This is a genomic window from Sphingomonas sp., from assembly GCF_035317925.1.
Lineage (GTDB): Bacteria > Pseudomonadota > Alphaproteobacteria > Sphingomonadales > Sphingomonadaceae > Sphingomonas_I.
This window is the reverse complement of the sequence record NZ_DATHFV010000113.1, coordinates 1-22,994: the sequence shown is the minus strand read 5'-3', so window position 1 is coordinate 22,994 and position 22,994 is coordinate 1. Positions and strand designations below refer to the sequence as shown.

General features: G+C 65.3%; 21 protein-coding genes, 2 tRNA genes and 1 pseudogene. 15 read left to right on the top strand and 9 right to left on the bottom strand.

The features are described from left to right. Positions 1-769 (top strand): annotated as a pseudogene (locus VK533_RS08245) (glycoside hydrolase family 28 protein); the annotation flags it as partial. 97 nt (positions 770-866) lie between these two features. Then, complete coding sequence (locus VK533_RS08240) at positions 867-1,370, top strand: hypothetical protein (RefSeq protein WP_324376383.1); 504 nt, start codon at positions 867-869, stop codon at positions 1,368-1,370. A gap of 24 nt (positions 1,371-1,394) precedes the next feature. Here VK533_RS08240 and VK533_RS08235 read toward each other — a convergent pair whose 3' ends face one another. Further along, positions 1,395-1,907, bottom strand: a complete 513-nt coding sequence (locus tag VK533_RS08235) for a hypothetical protein (RefSeq protein ID WP_324376382.1) — start codon at positions 1,905-1,907, stop codon at positions 1,395-1,397. Between the two features lie 204 nt (positions 1,908-2,111). Between VK533_RS08235 and VK533_RS08230 the strand changes: the two genes are divergently transcribed. The 4 genes from VK533_RS08230 (at position 2,112) to VK533_RS08215 (ending at position 6,323) form a co-directional block, all read left to right on the top strand. After that, a complete protein-coding gene (locus VK533_RS08230) occupies positions 2,112-3,425 on the top strand; it encodes a gluconate:H+ symporter (protein ID WP_324376381.1) in 1,314 nt (437 codons plus the stop codon). A gap of 68 nt (positions 3,426-3,493) precedes the next feature. Continuing rightward, complete coding sequence (locus tag VK533_RS08225; RefSeq protein WP_324376380.1) at positions 3,494-4,225, top strand: hypothetical protein; 732 nt, start codon at positions 3,494-3,496, stop codon at positions 4,223-4,225. A gap of 154 nt (positions 4,226-4,379) precedes the next feature. Beyond that, entirely contained in the window at positions 4,380-5,363 is a 984-nt protein-coding gene (locus VK533_RS08220) for a fatty acid desaturase family protein (RefSeq protein ID WP_324376379.1), read from the top strand. A gap of 27 nt (positions 5,364-5,390) precedes the next feature. Next, on the top strand, positions 5,391-6,323 hold the full coding sequence (locus tag VK533_RS08215; protein ID WP_324376378.1) for a substrate-binding domain-containing protein: 933 nt from the start codon (positions 5,391-5,393) through the stop codon (positions 6,321-6,323). A 62-nt stretch (positions 6,324-6,385) separates the two neighbouring features. Here VK533_RS08215 and VK533_RS08210 read toward each other — a convergent pair. Both VK533_RS08210 and cpdR read right to left on the bottom strand, forming a co-directional pair. Beyond that, positions 6,386-6,460: transfer RNA gene (locus tag VK533_RS08210), tRNA-Val, on the bottom strand. A gap of 110 nt (positions 6,461-6,570) precedes the next feature. Continuing rightward, entirely contained in the window at positions 6,571-6,945 is a 375-nt protein-coding gene (cpdR, locus tag VK533_RS08205) for a cell cycle two-component system response regulator CpdR (RefSeq protein WP_324376377.1), read from the bottom strand. 159 nt (positions 6,946-7,104) lie between these two features. On the opposite strand from cpdR, the gene VK533_RS08200 reads away from it, so the two are divergent. Beyond that, entirely contained in the window at positions 7,105-7,974 is an 870-nt protein-coding gene (locus VK533_RS08200; protein ID WP_324376376.1) for an N-formylglutamate amidohydrolase, read from the top strand. A gap of 384 nt (positions 7,975-8,358) precedes the next feature. Here VK533_RS08200 and VK533_RS08195 read toward each other — a convergent pair whose 3' ends face one another. After that, positions 8,359-9,135 (bottom strand): SapC family protein, encoded by a 777-nt coding sequence (locus tag VK533_RS08195; protein ID WP_324376375.1) that lies wholly within the window; start codon positions 9,133-9,135, stop codon positions 8,359-8,361. Positions 9,136-9,383: 248 nt separating this feature from the next. After that, positions 9,384-10,796: an FAD-binding oxidoreductase gene (locus VK533_RS08190; RefSeq protein ID WP_324376374.1), complete on the bottom strand. Its 1,413-nt coding sequence runs from the start codon at positions 10,794-10,796 to the stop codon at positions 9,384-9,386. 116 nt (positions 10,797-10,912) lie between these two features. On the opposite strand from VK533_RS08190, the gene VK533_RS08185 reads away from it, so the two are divergent. Both VK533_RS08185 and VK533_RS08180 read left to right on the top strand, forming a co-directional pair. Next, complete coding sequence (locus tag VK533_RS08185; RefSeq protein ID WP_324376373.1) at positions 10,913-11,341, top strand: hypothetical protein; 429 nt, start codon at positions 10,913-10,915, stop codon at positions 11,339-11,341. 226 nt (positions 11,342-11,567) lie between these two features. Then, on the top strand, positions 11,568-13,061 hold the full coding sequence (locus VK533_RS08180; protein WP_324376372.1) for a DEAD/DEAH box helicase: 1,494 nt from the start codon (positions 11,568-11,570) through the stop codon (positions 13,059-13,061). Between the two features lie 113 nt (positions 13,062-13,174). On the opposite strand, the gene VK533_RS08175 is transcribed toward VK533_RS08180, so the two are convergent. Beyond that, positions 13,175-13,251 (bottom strand) — tRNA-Ile (locus VK533_RS08175). A gap of 136 nt (positions 13,252-13,387) precedes the next feature. Here VK533_RS08175 and VK533_RS08170 point away from each other — a divergent pair. Beyond that, complete coding sequence (locus tag VK533_RS08170) at positions 13,388-13,867, top strand: Lrp/AsnC family transcriptional regulator (protein ID WP_324376371.1); 480 nt, start codon at positions 13,388-13,390, stop codon at positions 13,865-13,867. Positions 13,868-14,047: 180 nt separating this feature from the next. Here VK533_RS08170 and VK533_RS08165 read toward each other — a convergent pair whose 3' ends face one another. Beyond that, the gene (locus VK533_RS08165; protein ID WP_324376370.1) at positions 14,048-15,328 is read right to left on the bottom strand and encodes a hypothetical protein; all 1,281 of its coding nucleotides are present in this window, start codon (positions 15,326-15,328) and stop codon (positions 14,048-14,050) included. Between the two features lie 194 nt (positions 15,329-15,522). Between VK533_RS08165 and VK533_RS08160 the strand changes: the two genes are divergently transcribed. From VK533_RS08160 to VK533_RS08140, 5 genes are all read left to right on the top strand, one after another. Continuing rightward, complete coding sequence (locus tag VK533_RS08160) at positions 15,523-16,038, top strand: PEPxxWA-CTERM sorting domain-containing protein (protein ID WP_324376369.1); 516 nt, start codon at positions 15,523-15,525, stop codon at positions 16,036-16,038. Between the two features lie 27 nt (positions 16,039-16,065). Beyond that, a complete protein-coding gene (locus tag VK533_RS08155; RefSeq protein ID WP_324376368.1) occupies positions 16,066-16,302 on the top strand; it encodes a DUF6356 family protein in 237 nt (78 codons plus the stop codon). A gap of 261 nt (positions 16,303-16,563) precedes the next feature. After that, positions 16,564-19,350, top strand: a complete 2,787-nt coding sequence (gene gyrA, locus VK533_RS08150) for a DNA gyrase subunit A (protein WP_324376367.1) — start codon at positions 16,564-16,566, stop codon at positions 19,348-19,350. Positions 19,351-19,362: 12 nt separating this feature from the next. Beyond that, positions 19,363-20,328 carry a cellulase family glycosylhydrolase gene (locus VK533_RS08145; RefSeq protein WP_324376366.1) on the top strand — a complete coding sequence of 322 codons (966 nt, stop codon included), beginning with the start codon at positions 19,363-19,365 and terminating at the stop codon, positions 20,326-20,328. Between the two features lie 11 nt (positions 20,329-20,339). Next, positions 20,340-20,687 carry a DUF952 domain-containing protein gene (locus VK533_RS08140; RefSeq protein ID WP_324376365.1) on the top strand — a complete coding sequence of 116 codons (348 nt, stop codon included), beginning with the start codon at positions 20,340-20,342 and terminating at the stop codon, positions 20,685-20,687. Here the strand turns inward: VK533_RS08140 and VK533_RS08135 are convergent. Together VK533_RS08135 and VK533_RS08130 are read right to left on the bottom strand one after the other, a co-directional pair. Then, positions 20,684-22,345: an AmpG family muropeptide MFS transporter gene (locus tag VK533_RS08135; RefSeq protein WP_324376364.1), complete on the bottom strand. Its 1,662-nt coding sequence runs from the start codon at positions 22,343-22,345 to the stop codon at positions 20,684-20,686. The genes VK533_RS08140 and VK533_RS08135 overlap by 4 nt on opposite strands. Before the next feature lie 62 nt (positions 22,346-22,407). Beyond that, the coding region (locus VK533_RS08130) for a hypothetical protein (protein ID WP_324376363.1) at positions 22,408-22,994 on the bottom strand (587 nt) is incomplete at its 5' end.

Sequence of the window (22,994 nt, the reverse complement as noted above, 5' to 3'; positions counted from 1 at the left end):
TTGCATGGTGACGGGCAATTACGTGATCGGATCGGTTCTCGACGGCACGTGGAAGAAGATGGGGCCGGAGTTCGCGGGCAACGTCCATGGCCGGATCAAGTTCGGCACCGAGAGCAATGGCGGCTTCAAGAATATCACGATCGACAATTGCACGTTCGACGACAGCCAGGGGCTGGCGCTGGAGACGGTCGACGGCGCGAACATGGAGGATGTGACGGTCAGCAACATCACGATGCGCGGCAGTTTCTCCTCGCCCTTCTTCCTGCGGCTGGGGCGGCGGATGCGCGGGCCCAAGGGGCGACCGATCGGGACGCTGAAGCGCGTGATGATCAGCAATGTGACGAGCTCGGGCGCGGGCTTCCTGCCCTCGATCATCGCCGGGCTGCCCGACCATCCGGTGGAGGACGTCAAGATCAGCGATGTCTATCTCCACCAGCGCGGCGGCGCGCCGGAGGCGATGGCGCACCTCAACCCGCCCGCGAACGAAGACATGTATCCCGAGCCCAAGATGTTCGGCGACCTGCCCGCGAGCGGCTTCTTCATCCGCCATGCGCGCAACGTCGAGATGAGCAATGTCGAGGTCGCGGTCGCCACCGCCGATCCACGCCCGGCGTTCCGGATCGAGCATGTCGACGGCGCGGATTTCTTCCGGGTGCGCGCGCCCAAGGGGCCGGTGTTCAGCCTGGAGGATGTGCGGAATTTCAGCCTGAGCGGCAGCGGGCGGTTGCGGGACCGGCGGCTGGAGGGACCGGGGTCGGCGGTTTTCTGAACGTCCGCCGACCCCGACCCCTCCATCATCGACCGCCTGCGGCTGACTATTGCCGCATTTTCGGCTAGACTGGCGCTTTGAGCCGGGGGGCCGTTCGATGACGTGGGATGCCTGGGCCGCGATCGGTCAGTTGATCGGAGCGTTTGGCGTCATCGCCTCCCTGGTCTTCGTCGGCATCCAGTTGCACCAGGGAACCAAGGCGGTCCGCAGCTCCGCATCGCAAGCGCATTCGGCGCTCTATTATGCGATCAACGCGAGCATCATCGACAACGGCGAATTGGCCCATATCTGGCGCGAATCATTGGCGGATTTTGACAGGCAGGACGCGGATGCCAAGGTCCGCTTCATTGCGCTCGCGAGCAGCATATTCCGATTTTACGAATCCTCGCGCGCGCAATGGCTGCGGGGGCAGCTGGACGACGAGCATTGGCAAATGATCGAACGCCAGGCGACCAGCTTTGCCGCGCAACCCGGCATAAAGAGCTGGTGGAAGCTGCGGCGACAATGGCACTCGGCCGAGTTCCGGGCCTGGTACGAGGCGCTGCCGGAAGCGGATAGCCGCACGATGTATGGAGAGGACGAGGGCGCCCGCACCTCTTGAGGGCGTGCAGGTGCGCGATGCCCGCTACGGGCGAGGCGCCGCCATGCGATCCGCTTTCGCTGCCGCGCGGAAAAGGATTGCCGACATCAGCCACAGCGCCGTGAAGATGCCGAACAACAAAGCCTTGAACACGCCGCCCGGCATGGTCGCGGTCGAAGGGGCGGTCGCGATGGCTATGCCGAGCAAGGCCTGCATGACCGCTACGCCAAGCATGGTCCGCGCCATGCCCGCGGCCCGGAACCAGGCGGAGAACCCACCGACCACCGCGGCCATGATCAGGAGGAAGAAACTCATGCCGGTGCCATCGTCGCGAACGAGCGTGGTCCACACGGTCAGAAACGACGCCAACAGCGCCACGGCAAGGCCACCGCCGTAAGCGCGACTTGCGCCGGCCCGTTCGCTCGATCCCGTCATCTGCTTGCCTCCGGTGTGAACATAGTCCTGATCCTGGCAGGACTTAGCATGGGCAGCATGCGCATCCTGTGCAGGAGGTAAGGAGAAACGGAGGAATTGATGTGCACGCGGATGCGCCATCATCCGCACCGCCCCGCCTGTGGCACGATGGACCCTGAAACAAGTTCAGGGTGACGAAAAAAAGAAGAAGCGACTTCGCGGCTGCGACATGCCCCCGGCATGTCGCTGATCGCCGCTACGTTCCCGCGTTCGCGGGAATGACGGTGGCGGGGCACTGCGACTAAAGGCCCCCTCGACCGTGATCCGGCGGGCCGATAGACCCGCGCCATGACATTGCTCCCGATCATCGCCGCCGTCGCCCTGCTCGTGCTGCTGATCGCGGCGGGCAAGGTGCCGCCGTTCGTCGCCTTCATTATCGCGGCGCTGGCGGCGGCTTTGATGCTGGGCATGCCGCTCGCCAAGATACCGGGCAGCATCGAAAAAGGCATTGGCGACTTGCTCGGCGGGCTCGCGGGCGTGATCGTGCTGGGAGCGATGTTCGGCAAACTGATCGCGGACAGCGGCGCCGCGCAACGCATCGCCGAAAGCCTGATCAGCCTGTTCGGGCAGAAGCGCCTGCCGATCGCGATGACCGCGACCGGGTTCATCGTCGGCATTCCGCTGTTCTACAATGTCGGTTTCGTGCTGATGGTGCCTTTGGTCTTCTCGATCACCTATCGCGCCAAATTGCCGGCCATCTATGTCGGCATGCCCCTGTTCGCGGGGCTGTCGATCGCGCATGGCTTCCTGCCGCCCCACCCCTCGCCCACCGCTCTGGTGACGCAGTTCAACGCCAATCTCGGCCTGACGCTCATCTACGGCCTGATCGTGGGCATCCCGACGCTGCTGATCGCCGGACCGCTGTTCGCGACCACGCTCAAGGGGATCGTGGTCAAGCCATCGGCGCTGTTCAAGCCGTCCGAGACCAAGAGCGCCGATTTGCCCGGCGCGTTCAACAGTTTCGCCTGCGCCTTGCTGCCGGTCGTGCTGATCGCGGCGACGACCGCGCTCGCTTATTGGCCGGGGATCGATCCGAACACCAAATCGCTGCTGACTCTGGTCGGCAATCCGACGATCGTGCTTTTGGTCTCGCTCGCGATCGCGGCGGTGACGCTCGGCACCGCGCGCGGCAAACCGTTGCGCGAGGTGATGGACGGGTTCGGCGGCGCAATCCGCGATATCGCCGCGATATTGCTGATCATCGGCGGCGCGGGCGCGCTCAAGCAGGTGCTGGTCGACAGCGGCACCGACGCGCAGCTGGCGGCGATGCTGGGCGGCCTCCCGATCCCGCCCTTGCTGCTCGGCTGGCTGCTCGCCTTCGCGATCCGGATCGCCTTGGGCTCGGCGACGGTCGCCGGGCTGACCGCGGCGAGCCTGATCCGCCCGCTGGTGCTGGCGGGCCATGCCAATCCGAACCTGATGGTGCTGGCGGTCGGCGCGGGCAGCCTGATGTGCAGCCACGTCAACGACAGCGGCTTCTGGATGTTCAAGGAGTATTTCGGGCTGAGCCTGCGCGATACGTTCCGGTCGTGGACCGCGATGGAGACGATCGTGGGGACGTTCGGGCTGGGGTTTGTGTTGTTGCTGAGCCTGTGGGTTTGAGGATTGCAATTGCCAATGCTGTTTTTCGGATTGTTGATATTACATCAGTTAGCCGATAGGCCATTCGCATGAAGGCGAAACCCGAACAAGCAACTCTGCAGAGGAAATGGTTTCCGTTCACGATCGAATTTACGATCTGGTTCCTGATGACAGGAGCCGTCGGTGTCTGCCTTTACGAAATAGTTTCCTATCTTCAAAAACTGGGATGCCCATTAAATTCATATGTGGTTGGCTCCGGTAAATTGGCCGCCATCTTCGTGGTGTTGCCGTTGCTTTTTGCCAGCCTGGTCCCAGGCTTGCTACTCTCCAACGCTGTGACGGGCGTGACGGCCGGAACAAGACGATTTTTCGACGGAGACGCCGATCACAGGACTGGTGTAAGCTTCAGATACTCGAAGCGCTTCAGGAGAAAATTCAGCATAATCTCTGTATATATAGCACCAGTGCTAATCCCTCTGCTGATCAGCACAACAAGTAGCTTTAGCGAGTTCTGCCTGGCGCCAGACAGAATTGTAAGCCGCACCTACCCTTGGTCACTTCCCAAAAGTCATCGCTGGGACGACGTGCGCAAGATAACGACCAGTTGCCAACGCGCCGCCAAAAATTCCTGGGAGCCGGGTTTCATACTTGAGTTTGATGACGGCTTCTCAATCGATGTGATGGGTGGCACGGGCCCGACGTGGAAACATGGTGGAGATATTCACCGGTCTTTGTCTGGGAAACGCTTCGATTTCGATAATTCCGGCGTCGACCCACGCTGTGGTGTCGCCAACCCGCAAATGCTCACGGAAAGGCCGTAGAACGCGATCAAGCGAAGTGGCAGTAACCCGATAAAGCTATAATATAGGTTGCACATTCATGTGCAGCTTATACCATGCCACTATGATACAGCGGAAACGCGACTATCGACTGACAGGGCCCGAAAACGCGCTTGCGGCGAAGCGCGGGCATAACATGATCCGCTGGTACGCACCGCCGCTCCCCAGAAAGCGGCTCGCGGAGCTGATGGAGCGTCGCGACGGTCCGGCGATCCGCGACACATTGCTGTGGTTCGCCTTGCTGGCGCTGAGCGGTGCCGGGCTGGCGGCGACCTGGCCAACGGCCTGGTGCATCCCCTTCGCGATCGCTTACGGGCTGCTCTACGGCACCGCCTCCGACTCGCGCTGGCACGAATGCGGGCATGGGCGTGCGTTCAAGACCAAATGGATGAACGACGCGGTCTACCAGATTGCGTGCTTCATGATCCTGCGCGAACCGATCGTGTGGCGCCGCAGCCATGCGCGGCATCACACCAACACGCTGATCGTCGGGTGGGATCCAGAGATCGCGGTCGAGCGGCCACCGAGCCTGTTCGGCCTGTTCCTCAACCTGTTCGCGATCAGGAGCGGCACACATGCCTTCGCGAGCATGGTCCGCCACGCGGCGGGCCGGAGGGGGGCGGACGAGGCGACCTTCATTCCCAAATCCGACTGGCCGTCGGTGTTTCGCACCGCCCGCATCTGGCTTTCGATCTATGCGGCCGTCGCCGCCGCCTGCATCGTTTCGGGAAGTATCCTGCCGGCGATGCTCGTCGGGCTGCCGAGCTTCTACGGCGCCTGGCTGCAGGTGATCTTCGGCATCGCGCAGCACGGCGGCCTCGCGGAGGATGTCGAGGATCATCGCCTCAACAGCCGGACGGTCCGGATGAATCCGGTCTTCCGGTTCCTCTACTGGAACATGAACTTCCATCTGGAGCACCACATGTTCCCGCTGGTGCCCTATCACGCGCTGCCCGACCTGCACCGCGAGATCGCCGGAGACTGCCCACCGCCCGCGCGCAGCCTGCTGCACGCCTATTGCGAGATCGTGCCGGCTTTGCTCGCGCAACGGCGCGATCCCACGCACCAGATCGATCGCGTTCGGGCAGGCCTTCGGCCCGCGAACAGCCAGGACGCCTGAAACGAGACGTCACACGAGAGGGAATATATGCGCTTGCTCGGAAAATCGGTGAGGCTCGCCCTTCCCGCCCTCATCGCCCTGGCATTGGCCGGTTGCGGCCGATCGCACGACAACCGGCTGCGCGTGACGGCGAGCTTCAGTTCGCTCTCGACGCCCTATTTCATCACGATGCGCCAGGCGGCCGAAAAATATGCGCCCGCGGCAGGCGTGTCGATAACTGCGCTCGACGGCCAGGCCAATTCGGCCAAGCAGGGATCGGACTTGGAAACCGTCGCCGCCGACGGAACCCAGGGCGTCATCCTCGCCGCGAACGACGGCAAGGCGCTGGCGCCTGAGGTCGATCGGCTGCGTGCCGCCGGGGTCCAGGTGGTGGCGGTCGACAGGCGGATCTATGGCACCGCCGCTCCCGTGCCCTATGTCGGCGCAGACAATGTCGCGGGCGGACGATTGCTCGCATCCTGGGTGGTCGAACACTTTCCGCAAGGCGCGCACGTGATCGTGATCACCAACGAGCCGGGAACGAGCACGCAGCTCGACCGGAGCCGGGGCGTACGCGAAGGCCTGGCGGCCGGCGGAGCCAAGTATCAGATCGTCGCGGAGCAGACCGCCAACTCATCGCGCGATCAGGCCCTGACCGTCGTGCAGAACCTCTTGACGTCATTCGGGCCCGCCCACCGCCCCGACGCGATCCTCTGCCTCAACGACAATATGGCGCTCGGCGCGATCTCCGCGCTCAAGGAAGCGGGATTAGCGCCCGGCGCGGTGAAGGTGCTGGGCTTCGACGCCATCCCGGAGGCGCTGGACAATATCAAAGCGGGCAAACTCGCCGCCACGGTGGATCAGGATGCGGCCGCGCAGATCAGGGCGGCGCTCGCCACAATCGTACAGGCGATCAAGGGCGGCAAGGCGCAGTCGGTCTCGATTGCCCCGCATCTGGTGACCGCCGAAACGTTGAAGTAGCGCGCAAACCGTCACTGAGCATGAAAAACCCCGCCAACCCATTGGGCTAGCGGGGTTAATTCTGGTGGGCGTGGCAAGGATTGAACTTGCGACCCCTGCGATGTCAACACAGTGCTCTACCACTGAGCTACACGCCCACTGAGGCCCAAATGAATCGGCCTCGAAAGGGGTTCGGCGCTGTTAGCGGGGGGATTCCGGTCACGCAACCCATTAGGCGGGGCTTCCCGACAAAGGTGGGGTCTGCCGCTTACAGGTCGGCGGCGCTGCTCGACTGGAACATGCGGTCGACCTCGAGAACGAGGTCGCGCAGGTGGAACGGCTTGGACAGGACCTTGGCTTCGGGCGGCATCGCGCCGTTCTGGAGCGTGACCGCCGCAAAGCCGGTGATGAACATCACGCGCAGATCGGGATAGATCTGCGCCGCGCGCTGGGCGAGTTCGATGCCGTCCAGTTCGGGCATGACGATATCGGTCAGGAGCAGGTCGAAGCTCTCCTTCTGGAGACGCTCAAGCGCGACGATGCCGCTTTCGCACGCGGTCACGTTGTAACCGGTACGCTCCAACGCGCGCGCGAGATATTCGCGCATCGAATCGTCGTCCTCTGCAAGAAGGATACGAACCATCTGTAACTCCGAACGATCGATAGGGCTCATGACTGAACGGCAAGAATATTGCTGAAAATGATTAACAAATCCTAACCAAAGTTAAACATTTCACGCCAAACCGCGCTTTCCATAGCCCAAAGCGCTTCATCGCGCACTGATTTCCGTTTACCAACGGCCATGGTCTCCGCGCCGCCCGCTTGCTCTCCCCCCAAGTCACCATGGTTCGAACGCCTGGGGCCGCGCGAGCCGGAAACGCCTCTGGTGTGCGCGGTGCCGCACGGCGGGCGCATCTACCCCGCCGCTTTGCTCGGCGTGAGCGCGGTGCCGCACGGGATCCTGGAGCAACTGGAAGACCGCCATGCCGACCTGCTGGTCGCCAGGGCGATCGAGGTGGGGGCGGTCGCGGTGGTGGCGCGCGCCGCGCGCGCCTGGATCGATCTCAACCGGGGCGAGGAGGATCTCGACCCGGCGCTCCGCGATCCGCCCGGCAGCGGGCCGCCGCCGACCGCACGCGCGCGATCGGGGCTTGGGCTGCTGCCACAGCGGGTCGGCCGGCGCGATTTGTGGCGGGAGGCACCGACCGCGGAGAGCGCGGCGGCGCGGATCGCGAGTATCCACCGTCCCTATCATGCGGCGGTGGCGGACGCGCTGGACGCGGCCTGCCGCCGGTTCGGGCATGCGGTGCTGATCGATTGCCATTCGATGCCGACTTTGATGGGCCTGCGCCCGGCGCGAATCGTGATCGGCGACCTGCATGGCCGCTCGGCCGGCAAGGGCGTCGCGGCGGAGGTGGCGCGCACCGCGCGCAGCCTGGGCTTCGCCGCCGCGCTCAACGCGCCTTATGCGGGCGCGTACGGCCTGGCACGGCACGGGCGGCCCGCCGATAACGTCCATGCGCTGCAGATCGAGGTGGACCGGGCGCTCTATCTGGAGCGCGACATGCGGACGCCGTCGGATGGACTCAGACGCACGCAGGGCCTGATCGCGGCGCTGGCGCGGGCGGCGGTGACCGCTGCCATGCCGCCTTTTGCGATCGCGGCGGAGTAAGAGATCGCTGCGTCATTGCGAGGAACGCAGCGACGAAGCAATCCACGGCGGCGTCCGGCGATGCTGGATTGCTTCGCTGCGCTCGCAATGACGACAACATCTAAGCGGCCAGCCCTAACCCGCTGATAAAAAAGCCACCCCGTGATTGCTCACGGAGTGGCCAAGGTTCAGGGAGGAAGCGCGCCGAAGCGCGCTAGTACCGAGCCGCGAAAGGGGAACACGGCGGGGTACCGTCAATAGAATAGGTGAGCGGGCAAACGGTTTCAAGGGCATGGCTTTTTTATAAGGAACCGCGGCCTTTAACGAGGATGGCGGGCGGCTTGCGGGCACGAAAAAGGGGCCGGATTTGCACCCGGCCCCCTTTATTTCAGGCTTTCGCAGGCGTCAGGCGATCTGCTGCTGCGGCGGCAGTTTGCCCTGATCGACCTGGCGCGAGAAAATCTCGCTCGTCAGGCTGAGCGAGAAGAGGTGCGCGTAGAGCAGGGTCAGCATGCCGTTCTGGCTCATCTTGCGCAGCTGATCGCCGCGCAGATCGCGCAGCTTCCCCTCGTTGATCATGCGGAAGCCGCGATAGATGTAGGGCTGCTCGCTCGACGGATGGCCGATCGTGAGCTCGCCTTCCTCCAGCAATCCCGTTTCTTCGAGGTCCTTCATGAAGGCGGTAGTGCGCTGGGCGGCGATTTCGAACTGCTCGCAGAAGCCGAGCATGTCCTTGACCGACTGCTCGGCCTCACCCTCGTCGTTGAACAGACGGACGCCGTCGTCGAACGCGCCAAGCAGGCCGGCGGTCGGATCGAAGCAGAGCGACAATTCCTCCGACTGCTCGGTCAGGCGCGCGAGCAGGAAGGGATAGCGGCGCATGAAGGCGGGCAGATAAGTGCCCTCCTTGAACTTGCCGTCGGCGTCGACGAACACATTGACGCCCTCGTTGAGGCCCATCAGCGCGAGCGGCACCGAATCCGGGCCGGTCGAGAAGACGATCGGGAAATAACGCTGCGCGATCGGGAACTCGTCCACGGTCAGCGGCAGCGCGTGTACGCCGGCGATGATCTGCAGGTTCTGGAGCGGGCGCACGCGCCAATTACGGTGCTCCTGGCTCGAGAGCGGGACCATGTTGTTGTACAGCATCGGGAGGCCCGGAATGCCGGGAGCGCTGGCCATGTCGAAAAACTCTCCTGAAAGAGGCGGTGGGAGATGGTGCACCGCCCCCGCGGATGGTGCCCTCTATTGAGTCGCGGACGCGCACGCAACCTAAGCGGGGGGCGGAACGAGTTTGGTATTATTTCCAGCTGGCGCTGGAAGCCGCACCGGCCCGCACCCCCACCCGGCCTCCCAGTCAGGCTATCTTATGGGAGGCCGGGTGGGGGTGCGGGCCGGTGCGGCGCCTGTTTCAGCCGCGCTGAAACAGATCAATCAACGCCCGGCACCAATTTCCCCGGGTTCATGATCCCGAGCGGATCGAGCGCGTGCTTGATCGCGCGGAGCACATGGAGCCGGACCGGGCCGGCGGTGCGCGCGAGTTCGGCGAGCTTGAGCTGGCCGATGCCATGTTCGGCCGAGAGCGAGCCGCCGCGCGCGCCGACGAAATCGTGGACGAAGGCGTTGACCGCCTTGCCCTCGCCTTCGACCCACGCTTTGCCGTCCGCATCCGGCGGCGGCAGCACGTTGAAATGGATATTGCCGTCGCCGAGATGGCCGAAGCCGACGACGCGGCTGCCGGCGAAGCGGCTTTCGACCGCCGCGCGCGCCTCGATCAGGAAATCGGGCACGATCGAGACGGGCACCGATATGTCGTGCTTGGCGGCGGGGCCTTCGGCGCGTTCGGCCTCGGCGATCACCTCGCGCAGCTTCCACAAGGCCTCGGCCTGCGCCTCGTTGGCGGCGACGGTGGCATCCTCTATCAGCCCCTCCTCCGCCGCCGAAGCGAGCAGGCCGGTGAGCTGCTCGACCGGATCGGGCGCACCCACGGGCGCGGTCGTCTCGATCAGGATGTTCCACGCGTGCGTGCCGCCAAGCGGGGCACGCGTGCCGGGGATATGGCGCAGGACCATCGCCAGCACATTGGCGGGCATCGCCTCGAAGCTCTCGATCGCGTCGCCGGTGGCGGCTTCGAGCCGGCGCAGCAGCGTCAGCGCCTGATGCGGGCCGGCGAGGCCGACCCAGGCGACCGCGCGCGCGCCGACCGCGGGCACGAGCCGCAGGCTGGCGGCGGTGACGATGCCGAGCGTGCCCTCGGCGCCGATCAGCAACTGGCGCAGATCGTAGCCGCGATTGTCCTTGCGCAGCGCGGACAGGCCGTCGAACCGCTCGCCCGAGGGCAGGACCGCCTCAATCCCCACCACCAGCGACCGCATCGTGCCGAAGCGCAGCACCTGCGTGCCGCCGGCGTTGGTCGAGATCAGCCCGCCGATACGGGCGCTGCCCTTGGCGCCAAGGCTCAAGGGGAAACGGCGGCCGATGCCGGCGGCGGCATCGTGCAGATCGCTCAGGATCACGCCGGCTTCGGCGACCGCGACATCGTCTTCGGGCGACAGGCTGCGGATCGCGTTCATCCGCCGCAGCGACAGCAACAGGGAATGGCCGTCGGCGGACGGGGTCGCGCCCGCCACCATCGAACTGTTGCCGCCCTGCGGCACGATCGCGACGCGATTTTCGGCGGCGAGCTGGACGATCGCCTGGACCTCGTCCGTGTTGGCGGGCGACAGCAATGCGGCGGCCTGGCCGTGGACGCGGCCGCGCCAATCGCTCAGCCACGGCGCCATTTCGTGCGCGTCGCGGGTGAAGCCCTTGGGGCCGAGCCGGCGCTCGAGCGTCGCCAGCATTGTTGCGTCCGGAACACAGGTCATGACTTCGCTATAGCGTAGAGGCTTGGCGCGGGGCCAGTTCATCCGCCATTAAAGCCGCAGGGGGGACGGCGAAGGCCAATGGTTCGCACATCATGACCTTGCTGACGCTGGCGCTGATCGCGCTGAGCCCCGTCGCGCCCGTCGCACCACGCGAGCAGGGCGCCGCCGAGTTCGCGCAACTGAGCTTCCGCTCGCACACGGTGGTGCGCGTGCAGACGACCCAGCTCGAGATGGTGCCGCTCGCCGCGCTCAAGGAGAAGAAGGGACCGAAATGCGTCGCGATGGGCGACATATTGGCGGCCGCCGTGCTGGCGCGGTCCTCGGTCGATCTGGTGCTGCGCGGCGGATACCGGATCCGCGCGCGCTTCTCCGCCAACTGCCCGGGGCTCGATTATTATAGCGGCTTCTATCTCGTCCCCTCGTCCGACGGGAAATTGTGCGCCGACCGCGACGTGATCCGCGACCGCGCCGGCGGCGAGTGCGAAATCGACAAGTTCCGGCAGCTCGTCGAAGCGCATTAGTTTGTTGGTTCAGCGAAGCTGAACCGAGCCGCACCGGCCCTCTCCCCCACCCGGCCTCCCAGTCAGGCTATCTTATGGGAGGCCGGGTGGGGGAGAGGGCCGGTGCGGCGCTTCATCGACGACTCCCCCCATTCCCCTTGACAGCGCAGGTGCTTTCGTTCCTAGCGAGCCCGGCCGGTAGCGGCGCCGTTTCGCGCGCCCGCAGGCCCTTTTAGCCCGGACGCCCATGACCTTCGCCGACCTCGGCCTTTCCGACGAATTGCTGCGCGCCGTAACAGAGGCGGGCTATAGCGAGCCTACGCCGATCCAGGCGGCGGCAATCCCTCCCATATTGATGAACCGCGACCTGATCGGGATCGCGCAGACCGGGACCGGCAAGACCGCGTCCTTCGTGCTGCCGATGATCGATATATTGGCGCATGGCCGGGCGCGCGCGATGATGCCGCGTTCGCTGATCCTCGAGCCGACGCGCGAACTGGCCGCGCAGGTCGCCGAGAATTTCGAGAAATACGGCAAATATCACAAGCTGACGATGGCGTTGCTGATCGGCGGCGTGTCGATGGGCGACCAGCAGAAGGCGCTTGAACGCGGCGTCGACGTGCTGATCGCGACGCCGGGCCGGCTGATGGACCTGTTCGGCCGCGGCAAGATCTTGCTGTCGGGCTGCTCGACCCTGGTGATCGACGAAGCCGACCGCATGCTCGACATGGGCTTCATTCCGGACATCGAGGAAATCTGCACCAAGCTGCCGGCGACGCGGCAGACGATGCTGTTTTCGGCAACGATGCCCGCGCCGATCAAGAAGCTGGCCGACAAGTTCCTGTCCAACCCCAAGACGGTCGAGGTCGCGCGTCCCGCCACCGCCAACATTTCGATCGAGCAGGCGCTGGTCGAGACGAGTTCGCGCGGCAAGCGCGAGACGCTGCGCAAGCTGCTGCAGGCGGACGATCTGCGCACCGCGATCATCTTTTCGAACCGCAAGACGACCGTGCGCGACCTGGCCGAATCGCTGCAGCGCAACGGCTTCAAGGCGAGCCAGATCCATGGCGACATGGAGCAGGCCGAACGCATCCGCGAGCTCGACCGCTTCAAGAACGGGGAGATCAACATCCTCGTCGCCTCCGACGTCGCCGCGCGCGGGCTCGACATCAAGGGTGTCAGCCACGTCTTCAACTTCGACGTGCCGTGGCATCCGGACGATTATATCCATCGCATCGGCCGCACCGGCCGCGCGGGCGCCACCGGCAAGGCGATCACGCTCGTCACGCCTGAAGATGCCGAAGCGATCGAGAATATCGAGAAATTGACCGGCATGAAGATCGCCCGCGTCGGTGTCGGCGCCGGCAGCGAGACGCCATCCGCCCCCTCCGCTCCAGTGGAGGCCGACGAACGCCCGGCACGGTCGAGCGAACGGGGCGCCCGCCGTCCGCGTCGTCCCGCCCGCGGTGCCGCCGTCGCGGAAGCGCCGGCCAAGGCTGACGTTCCGGTCGAAGCCAAGCCTGTCGTGGCAGAGGAGACGCCGGCGCCCGTCGTCGCGGCGCCGCGCCGTGCGGAACGCCGTCCCGAACCACCGCGCGCCGAGCCGCGCCGCGAAGAACCGCGCCGCGAGGAACGTCGCCCGCGCGGCGAGCCCGAGCCCGCCGACGACGGCTGGAACGGCCCCGTGCCGAGTTTCCTCGCCCAGGGTTTCGGCACGACCGGCGAACCAAGCGGCGAATAAATCTGGCGGTTGCGCATGCGCGCGCTTCGTCATTGCGAGGAGCAAAGCGGCGAAGCAATCCAGCGCCCCTGGATTGCGTCGCTACGCTCGCAATGACGGGACGGTTTTTCGGGTGGTGGGCCCGGCAGGACTCGAACCCGCAACCAAGCCGTTATGAGCGGCCGGCTCTAACCAATTGAGCTACAGGCCCACGCCGACGTCCGTTAGCGGAGCCGGCGCATCGCTGGCAAGACCGCCTCCCCGCGCAAATGGCATCAGCTAGGATATTGCGCGCCGCCGAAATTATATTATGCAGGACCCGAAAATAGAAACGGGATGATGCGGAAATGGGGGCGACGACGACAATCGACGAGCTGGACCGGTCAATCCTCGGCATTTTGCAGGAAGAAGGCCGGATCACCAACGTCGAGCTGGCGAGCCGGGTCGGCCTGACCGCTCCGCCCTGCCTGCGCCGCATGCGCGCGCTTGAGGAAGCGGGCGTCATCAAAGGCTATCATGCCGAACTCGATCCCGGTTCGCTGGGCTATGGCATCATGGTGTTCGCGCTGGTCAGCCTGCGCAGCCAGGCCGAGGACGATCTGCGCGCGTTCGAGTCGCACGTCGCGACGCTGCCCGAAGTGCGCGAATGCCATATGCTCAACGGCGAGATCGACTTCATTCTCAAGATCGTCGCGCACGATCTGCAATCGTTCCAGAGCTTCCTGACCTCGAAACTGACGCCCGCGCCCAACGTCGCCAGCGTCAAGACATCGCTGACGATCCGCACGTCGAAGACGTCGTGCGGGATTCCGGTCGATCCTGCCTGAGGCGGATCACAGACGTCATGCTGAACGTGTTTCAGCATCCATCTCTCATCCGCGCCGTCCGCGCCTGTGGCACGATGGACCCTGAAACAAGTTCAGGGTGACGAAGCTATGGGGGCGGTAGAAAGCCCCAAAAAGAAAGGGCGGCCGAAGCCGCCCTCTCCCTTCATAGTGTGAACGCGATCACGCGGCCGGCTTGGGCGTGTTCGGGACCGTCGGGTGATCCAGGTGGATAATCCAGAAGTCCGCGACCGGCTTCTTGGGGCCGGTAACACTGGCGAAGGTCGTCTTGGCGCCCGCGGTGTCGCCCGACAGCGCCTGCGCCCAGCCCATGTGGAGCGTGGCGGTGCCGACATCGACGCCGCCCTTGGCGAGCGCGACCTTGTAGAGGTCGATCGCCTTGGCATAGTCGCCATAGCCGACAAAAGCGTCGGCGGTGCTGAGTGCGGCCTTGCCGTTGGCGGCGGCGCGCGACGATTTGTCGGCGGCGGGCAGCGACGCCTTGTCGGCGGCGACCTTGCCCTTGACGATGCCCATCACGTCGGCCGCGTCGCCCTTGGCGTTCAGGTTAACGACGCCCTTGGCGGCGCCTTCCTGGAGCACCTGCATCGCCTCGTTGGGAAAGCGCAGATAGACGTCGTCCGCATATTCGCGATAATCGGCGTCGCCTTCCATCGCATTGGCGGCGCGCTGCAGGCGCAGCACGTCGACGCGATCCTCAGCGGTCAGCTTGAACTGCTGCTCGTAGATCTGCAGCACTGCGGCCCAGTAGCGCTGCTGCGGATCGGCGGCGACCCACTTCTTGCCGATCTCCAGCGTCGCGGCACTGAGCGCCGGGGCATCGGCCGGGTTGGGCTTGGCCTTGTAGCCGATCGACAGACCGCGCTGGTACCATTCGGCCGGAACCGGCTGGCCGGCGGCGACCCGCTTGGCGACCATCGCGTTGAGCGTGTTCAGCGCCTCCAGCGTCTGTCCGTTGAGCGCGGTCGCTTCGACCAGCAGGGGCACGAGGTCGGGATCGGTCGATCCGGCCGCGTCGGCGCCCTTGAAGGCCGTGATCGCCTTGGCATAATTCTTGGAATTGTAGGCGATCTGGCCCTGCGCGAAATACAGCTGCTGCTGCGCCTGCGGGGACGCCTTGCCGCTGCCAAGCATCAGATCGATCGACTCCGAGAACAAGGCCATGTCCTTGTTCTTCTGGTAGATCTGATAGCCGACGCGGCCGACCATGAACTTGTCGTCGTCGCTGACCATCGCCGCCTTGGCGGCCTGGTAGCCGGTCACGGCGGCGGCGAGATCGCCCGCGTCCGTGGCCTTCTGCGCGTCGAACGCGGCCTTCTGCACCGCCGGCGTCGCCTTTTCGGTCGGCGCCGCCGGTTTTTCTTCCTTCTTGGCGAAAGCCGGCGCCGCCACCGTCAGGCCGGCGAGCGCGGCGGCGAGCGCCATCTTGGATACGATCCTCATCTGCATCATCTCCTCCAGGCCGGAATTTGAGGCACTCCGGCAGAATAAAGCCCGCTGTGCCTAATAGCGCCCGTGGCTTGGAGCAAGCTGAACGGCGCGACGCCAAAGGCGGATGGGACGACGGCACTGCCATGCCCCCGTAACGATCGGCGCCGATAAGGACCGATCCGACCGCCCCCCACTGGAGAATGTCCATGAAGCCGCTGCCCCTGCTTGCCGCCTGCGCGTTCCTCGCTTTGCCGTCGCTGGCGAGCACCCAGACGATCGAATATAAGATCAGCGGCGCGGGCCATGTCGCGGTGTTCCGGCTCGACGCCAATCCGACGCCCGAATTCCTCGACCCCGGTTACAGTTTCGGCGTGACCACGACGGGCACGTTCGACGGGATCGCCAACCTCGCCGGCATCACCTTCTACCTCGATCCGTTCGAGGGGCCGGCCGATGTCGCATCGGGCGGGCTGACCTATCTCGACAATAATAGCTTCTTCACGTTCGACGTGGCCGGCCCGCAATTGTTCGGCGGCTCGATCGACGCGCCGACCCTGCTCGCGTTCGGCAGCGAGCAGATCCCCGATCTCAACAGCGGCGAGACGATCACGATCAGCGCCCGCGCCGTGCCCGAAACCGCGAGCTGGGCGCTGATGGTCGCGGGATTCGGTGTGACCGGCGTCGCTTTCCGGCGCCGCAAGGCTTCGGTTGCGATTGCCTGACCGCGACAGCGGACCTAAACTGGCGGGATGATACGCAGACTGTTTCTCGATCATCCCGCCAGCGTCGATGAAAGCTATGGCGAACATTTTCGCGTCGCGAGCGGCTTTGGCTGGGCGATGCTGGTCGGCGCGCTCGGCGCCTTCACGCACGCGCTGATCCCCGCTTTCTGCCAGCGGACCGGCAGCAACACGGTCAAGCGTCTGCACGCGCGCCTGACGCGCGATCCGCAGCGCGACGGAAAACGGCCCGAATTCGAGATTTGAGGCGGCGCAAGCCTGCCGCGACACCCCCTTGATCGTCATTCCCGCGAAAGCGGGAATCCCGCTTCTTCTTGCTGTGGTGAAGGCAGCGGGATCCCCGCTTTCGCGGGGATGACGGGAGTTGGGCTCCACCCGTAACGTTATCCCCAGATATTCCTCGCGTACGCGCGTGTGCGCATACGCGCGGGGTGGCTTTATCGGCCTTGCGTGACTAGATGAGGAACACGGCGCAGGCCGCCCCATCAACAGAAACGGATAAGCTTCTTGGCCACGATCCCGCCGGTTATCGACGGCAGCGACATTTCCCCGATCAACATCGTCGACGAGATGAAGTCGAGCTATCTCGACTATGCCATGTCGGTCATCGTCGCGCGCGCTCTGCCCGACGTCCGCGACGGCCTGAAGCCGGTCCATCGCCGCATCCTCTACGCCAGCCAGGAAGGCGGCTTCGTCCCCGGCCGGCCCTATCGCAAATGCGCCAAGATCGTCGGCGACGTGATGGGCAATTACCATCCGCACGGCGACAGCGCGATCTACATGGCGCTCGCGCGCATGGCGCAGGATTGGTCGCTGCGGCTGCCTTTGATCGACGGCCAGGGCAATTTCGGATCGATGGACCCGGATATGCCGGCGTCGATGCGCTACACCGAAGCGCGCCTCGCCAAGCCGGCGATGGCGCTGCTCGAGGATATCGACAAGGACACGGTCGATTTCGGCCCGAACTATGACGGCTCGCGCGACGAGCCTTTGGTCCTGCCCGCGCGCTATCCCAATCTGCTGGTCAACGGCGCGGGCGGCATCGCGGTCGGCATGGCGACCAATATCCCGCCGCATAATCTCGGCGAGGTGATCGCGGCGAGCAAGGCGCTGATCGCGAGCATGATGGGCGGCGAGCCGATCAGCGACGAAGAATTGATGGAGATCGTGCCCGCGCCCGATTTCCCGACCGGCGCGCTGATCCTCGGCCGCCATGGCGCGCGCAACGCCTACACGACGGGGCGCGGATCGATCATCATGCGCTCGCGCTACGTGCTCGAAGAGGGCCGCGGCGAGCGGCGTTCGATCGTGCTGACCGAAATCCCCTATCAGGTCGGCAAGGCGGGACTGGTCGAAGGCATCGCCGAGGCCGCCAAGGACAAGAGGATCGAAGGCGTCTCGGATATCCGCGACGAATCGAACCGGTTCGGCGTGCGGATCGTGATCGAGCTCAAGCGCGATGCGACCCCCGAGGTCGTGCTCAACCAATTGTGGCGTCACACGCAGGCGCAGACCAGCTTCCCGGCGAACATGCTCGCGCTGCGCGGCGGGCGTCCGGAAATCCTGACGCTGCGCGAAATCCTCGAGGCGTTCGTCGCCTTCCGCGAAGAGGTCATCACGCGGCGTTCGAAGTTCGAGCTGCTCAAGGCGCGCGAACGGGCGCACGTCTTGCTCGGCCTGGTGGTCGCGGTCACCAACCTCGACGAGGTGGTCAAGATCATCCGCGGATCGGCCTCGCCGGTCGAGGCGCGCGCCGCCTTGTCGTCGCGCGATTGGCCGATCGCCGAGATCGCCCAATATATCCGCCTGGTCGAGGCGGTCGAAGCCGAGGTGACGGGCGATACCTATCGCCTGTCCGACATCCAGGTCCGCGCGATCCTCGATCTGCGCCTGCACCGCCTGACCGGCCTCGGCCGCGACGAGATTGGCGGCGAGCTGGAGCAATTGGCGGGTTCGATCGGCGAGTTGCTCGAAATCCTCGGCAATCGCCGCAAGCTGTTCACGGTGATGGAGGAGGAACTCGACGCGATTTCCGCCGCGTTCGCGACGCCGCGCCGATCCGAAATCGCCGCCGCCGCCGACGGGATCGACGACGAGGATCTGATCGAACGCGAGGACATGGTCGTGACCGTGACCCTGGGTGGCTACATCAAGCGCACCCCGCTCCAGACCTTCCGCACACAGAACAAGGGCGGCAAGGGCCGTTCGGGCATGGGCACCAAGGACGAGGATGCGGTCGCGAAGCTGTTCGTCACCTCGACGCACACGCCGGTCCTGTTCTTCTCGACCCACGGCAAGGTCTATCGCCTGAAGGTGTGGCGCCTGCCCGAGGGCGCACCGCAGGCGCGCGGCCGGCCGATGATCAACCTGCTGCCGCTGGCCGAGGGCGAGACGATCTCGACCGTGTTGCCGCTGCCGGAGGACGAGGCGGAGTGGGGCAAGCTCCACGTCATGTTCGCGACCGCCAAGGGCAGCGTGCGGCGCAATTCGATGGACGCGTTCGCCAACATCCGTTCGTCGGGCAAGATCGCGATGAAGTTCGAGGAAGGCTCGGAGGACCGCCTGATCGGCGTGTCGCTGCTGACCGAGGATGACGACGTGCTGCTCGCGACGCGCGAAGGCCGCGCGATCCGCTTCGCCGCGACCGACGTCCGCGAATTCCAGAGCCGCGATTCGACCGGCGTGCGCGGCGCGCGGCTGGGCAAGGCCGACGAGGTAATCTCGCTGTCGGTGCTGCGCAGCTTCGCCGCGACCCCGCAGGAGCGCGAGGATTATCTCAAGGCCGCGCCGTGGAAGGAAGGCGACCGCGAGATGGTGCTTTCGCCCGAACGCATGGCCGAATTCGAGGCGGCGGAGGAGTTCATCCTGACCGTCACCGCCAACGGTTACGGCAAGCGCACCTCGGCGTTCGAATATCGCCGCACCAATCGCGGCGGCCAGGGCATCACCAACATCGTCTCGTCCGATCGCAACGGCCCGGTGGTGGCGAGCTTCCCGGCGCATAATGGCGAGCAGCTGATGCTCGTCACCGATCAGGCCAAGCTGATCCGCACCTCGGTCGGCGATATCCGCGTGATCGGGCGCAACACGCAGGGCGTGATCATCTTCCGCGTCGCGGAGAATGAGCATGTCGTCTCAGCCGCCCGCATCGAAGAGAGCGAGGACGAGGCCGAGGACGATCTGCGCAGCGACGAGGAAGTGACCTCGCCCGAGACCGACCGCCAAGTCGAAGGCGACACCGCCGAGGATCTCTCCGATGGCGGCGAAGCGGAAGGTCCGGCCGAGACCGAATAAGGGGATAGCGGGATGCGTGCGTTGAAACGGCTCGTTGCCGCGCTGGCGGTGACGCTCGCATCCCCTGCCCTCGCCGCGTCGGCCGGATGGCATGTCGGCGGCGGACAATTGTTCGACGCGAACGATCGGCCGTTCCAGTTTCGCGGCGTCAACGTGACCCACGCGTGGACGCCGACGCGGAGCGCGGCGGAACTCCCCTTGATCGCGGCAACCGGCGCGAACGGCGTGCGGATCGCGCTCGGCGCGGGCTGCGGCGGTTTCCGGCTGACGCCGCCGGACGAAGTTGCCGCCCTGATCGCGGAGACCAAGGCGCAGAAGCTGGCGATCATCCTGGAGGTGCACGACGCGACCAGCCTCGGCAGCCGGCCCGAGGCGTGCCCGCAGATTCGCATCGTCGATTACTGGAAGTCGATCGCCGACCTGCTTCAGGGGCAGGAAAACTATATCATCATCAACATCGCCAACGAGCCGCGCGGCGGTGCGGACGAGCAGGCCTGGATCGGCGAGACGATCGGGGCGGTGCAGGCGATGCGCGCGGCGGGTTTCCGCCACCTGCTGATGGTCGATGCGCCCGGCTGGGGCCAGGACGGCCAGCATGTGATGCGCGACAATGCGGCGAAGGTGCTCGCGGCCGATCCGCTCCACCAGATCGTCTTCTCGATCCACATGTATGGCGAATATGACAGCGATCAGAAGGTCACCGATTATGTCGCGCACTTCCGCGCGGCGGGCCTGACTTTGGTGGTCGGCGAATTCGGCAACAATTTCCGGGGCACGCCGATCCCGGTCGGCACGGTCGTCGCGGACAGCATCGCGCATGCATCGGGCTATCTCGCCTGGTCGTGGAACGGCAATGGCGGACCGGACCACGATCTCGATCTGGTCGACCGCACCGATGCCGCGAAACCGACGCCGTGGGGGAGCATTCTGCTTCCGACGCTGAAAAATGCGCCCAAGGCCAGCATCTACGGCCGGTAGGAGAAGAGACGATGCCCGACACGATCGCCTACAAGGTGCTGACCACCGAGCAGCTCGCCGCGCTGGAGCGTGACGGGACGTTCGCGGGCGCGCCGGTCGATCTGGCGGACGGCTACATCCATTTGTCGACTGCGGACCAGCTCGCAGGCACGATCGACAAGCATTTCGACGGTCAGCACGGACTCCAGATCGTCGCGGTCGATCTCGACGCCTTGGGCGATGCGGTGAAGTGGGAAGAATCGCGTGGGGGCATGCTGTTCCCGCATATTTACGGGCCGCTGACGCTCGATGTGGTGCTGGATTACGGGCCGCTGGAGTATCGCGCCGACGGGACGATCATGCTGCCGGTGACGGGCTAGCCCGCCTCTCCTGTACCGCCCGACTCGCGAATGCGGTCAGCGCGCGCGCCGCGTATCCATTCGAGCAGCACGAAGGCGATGCCGAGCAGACCGAGCAGGGCCGCGAAGCGGAACATGGTCGCGTAGCCGTAGGTCTGAATGCCTTCACCGAATGCGCCGCGCCCGAGCGCGCCGATCAGCAGGGTGAGTGACGACAATAGCGCGTATTGGACCGCGCTATGTTTCTTCGAGGTGATCGAGGAGAGATAGGCGATGTAGGCGCCACCCGCGAGGCCGCTGCACGTATTCTCGATGCCGATCGTGATCAGCAGCCGGTTCATGCGTGGATCGAACCCGAACAGGCCGGTGAACCGGTCAATCGCAAACAGATGGGAGAAGGTGTCGAGCCCTGCCCCGCCCGCCGCCAGATTGGCGTAGAGCAGGTTGGCGAGCGCGGTGATGATCGCACCGATCAGCAAGGTTGGCAGCCGGCCGATCGTGGCGAACAAGATACCGCCGATGGCAGTACCGAAGATCAGCATCACCACGCCGAAGCCCTTGGAGGCAAAGGCGACCTGATCCTTCGTGTACTGCAACTCCTGCAAATAGAAGGGGTAAGCGAACGCCCCCCAGATCGACTCGCACAGCCGATAGGTCAGGATCAGGCCAAGCACGACGATCGCGCCCCAACCAAGGCGTTCGATCAGTTCGCCAAGTGGCAGGATCAGCGAACGGTAGAGCCGATCGGTGCCGCGCATAAGCGTGCCGGCCGGCCGGGATTGATCCTTCGATACCCGCTTGTTCAGCACGGCCGCGACGATTGCAGGCACGATGATCGTCGCGACGATGATCCACGGGCCGACCTTAGCGGTGAAATCGCTCGTGGAGATGGGCTTCCCGTCAGGACCGGGGCCGTGCAGCACCTTCACCATGAAGGCCGCCAGCGTGCCGATCGCCCAGATCCAGCCGATCGCAACGATGGCCAGCCCGATCATGCGGGAGCGGCGGTCGGGGACCGCAAAGGCAGCGAGCGGGGCGTCGTCCTGGCCCGCAGGGGGCGGCGTATCAGGCGCGAGCAAAGTCGCGATAATCGTCAGGGCCATCACAAAGCCCATGACCACATAGACCCCCTGCCAGCTCATCCGCGCGGCCAGGAACAACGCCCCGGCGCCGCCCGCGAGCACGGCGGCGCGGTTACCGAACTGATAGATCGTAGACAGTATCTCGACCGTCGCGCGCTCGTCGGCGACGTCGACGCGCCAGGCATCGATCGCGATATTCATCGTTGCCGAGACGAAGGCGCCGAACACGGCAATGCCCGCGACCGCGCCGAGCGAGACCGCCGGATCGGTCGCGGCCAGGGCCAGGAAGCAGAGCGAAAGAATGATCTGGCAGAGCAATATCCAACTCCGCCGGCGGCCCAATCGCGCGAGCAAAGGCGGGCGCCACTGATCGACGATCGGCGACCACAGGAACTGGAAGCCATAAGCCAGCCCCGCCCAGGAAAAGACGCCGATCGTGGCGACGCTGACCTTGGCTTCGCCCAGCCACGCGATGAGCGTGCCGATCAGAAGCGAGACAGGAAGGCCGGCGGCAAAGCCGAAGGCAAGCATCAGCGCGGTCTTGCGATCGGTGAGCGCCCTGCGGAGCAAGGCCATGCCGCCGAGTTTTTCCGCCACTTGCCCCTCGCTCCTCGCCTCGTTTGGGCGAGCCTAGCGCAAAAGCGCGGTCAGGGAAGCGCTTAGGTTTCGAGCGCGGCGACCTCATAATCGTCGAGTGCGGGCACGGTGAATTCCACAATCTTGCCCGTCTGCGTGAAGGGCAGAGGCTGCCCTGCGCGCAACAGGCTCGCACGGCGGATCGGCCGGGCATCGGGCAGAATCAGCCGCACCTTTTGCGGGCCGGCGGGGACGAGGCTGCGCGCGGCGGTGGCGCGGAAACCGGTCTGGCTGTGGTTGACGAGATGGACCGCGAAACCGGGTTCGGTCGCCCACGCATAAGCCTCGATCACGCCCGCGCCTTCGACCGTCATCGGCTGCGTGTCGCCCACCAGCCATTTGAGCGCATTGGTGACGAGATCGCCGAGATCGGCCGCGCCCGAGCGCCAGTAACCCGCGTCGATATCGCCCGCGAGATAGACCAGCCGCGAACTGCCTTGCTCGCGCGCGACGATGGTCGGCTGATCGGTGTGCCACGCGCGACTGTAGACGCCTTCGGTCGGATACCAGGGATATTGCGCGATATTGGTCAGGATCGGCGGGCCGTCGGCCGCGATCGGCACGCGGCAACTCGATCCCTGGATGAAATGCGTGTCGCGGAAGCTGTCGA

Coding starts and splice junctions, on each gene's coding strand:
- VK533_RS08240 (WP_324376383.1), top strand. CDS start 867: ATGACGTGGGATGCCTGGGCCGCGATCGGTCAGTTGATCGGAGCGTTT.
- VK533_RS08235 (WP_324376382.1), bottom strand. CDS start 1,907: ATGATGGCGCATCCGCGTGCACATCAATTCCTCCGTTTCTCCTTACCT.
- VK533_RS08230 (WP_324376381.1), top strand. CDS start 2,112: ATGACATTGCTCCCGATCATCGCCGCCGTCGCCCTGCTCGTGCTGCTG.
- VK533_RS08225 (WP_324376380.1), top strand. CDS start 3,494: ATGAAGGCGAAACCCGAACAAGCAACTCTGCAGAGGAAATGGTTTCCG.
- VK533_RS08220 (WP_324376379.1), top strand. CDS start 4,380: ATGATCCGCTGGTACGCACCGCCGCTCCCCAGAAAGCGGCTCGCGGAG.
- VK533_RS08215 (WP_324376378.1), top strand. CDS start 5,391: ATGCGCTTGCTCGGAAAATCGGTGAGGCTCGCCCTTCCCGCCCTCATC.
- cpdR (WP_324376377.1), bottom strand. CDS start 6,945: ATGGTTCGTATCCTTCTTGCAGAGGACGACGATTCGATGCGCGAATAT.
- VK533_RS08200 (WP_324376376.1), top strand. CDS start 7,105: ATGGTCTCCGCGCCGCCCGCTTGCTCTCCCCCCAAGTCACCATGGTTC.
- VK533_RS08195 (WP_324376375.1), bottom strand. CDS start 9,135: ATGGCCAGCGCTCCCGGCATTCCGGGCCTCCCGATGCTGTACAACAAC.
- VK533_RS08190 (WP_324376374.1), bottom strand. CDS start 10,796: ATGCTGGCGACGCTCGAGCGCCGGCTCGGCCCCAAGGGCTTCACCCGC.
- VK533_RS08185 (WP_324376373.1), top strand. CDS start 10,913: ATGACCTTGCTGACGCTGGCGCTGATCGCGCTGAGCCCCGTCGCGCCC.
- VK533_RS08180 (WP_324376372.1), top strand. CDS start 11,568: ATGACCTTCGCCGACCTCGGCCTTTCCGACGAATTGCTGCGCGCCGTA.
- VK533_RS08170 (WP_324376371.1), top strand. CDS start 13,388: ATGGGGGCGACGACGACAATCGACGAGCTGGACCGGTCAATCCTCGGC.
- VK533_RS08165 (WP_324376370.1), bottom strand. CDS start 15,328: ATGAGGATCGTATCCAAGATGGCGCTCGCCGCCGCGCTCGCCGGCCTG.
- VK533_RS08160 (WP_324376369.1), top strand. CDS start 15,523: ATGAAGCCGCTGCCCCTGCTTGCCGCCTGCGCGTTCCTCGCTTTGCCG.
- VK533_RS08155 (WP_324376368.1), top strand. CDS start 16,066: ATGATACGCAGACTGTTTCTCGATCATCCCGCCAGCGTCGATGAAAGC.
- VK533_RS08145 (WP_324376366.1), top strand. CDS start 19,363: ATGCGTGCGTTGAAACGGCTCGTTGCCGCGCTGGCGGTGACGCTCGCA.
- VK533_RS08140 (WP_324376365.1), top strand. CDS start 20,340: ATGCCCGACACGATCGCCTACAAGGTGCTGACCACCGAGCAGCTCGCC.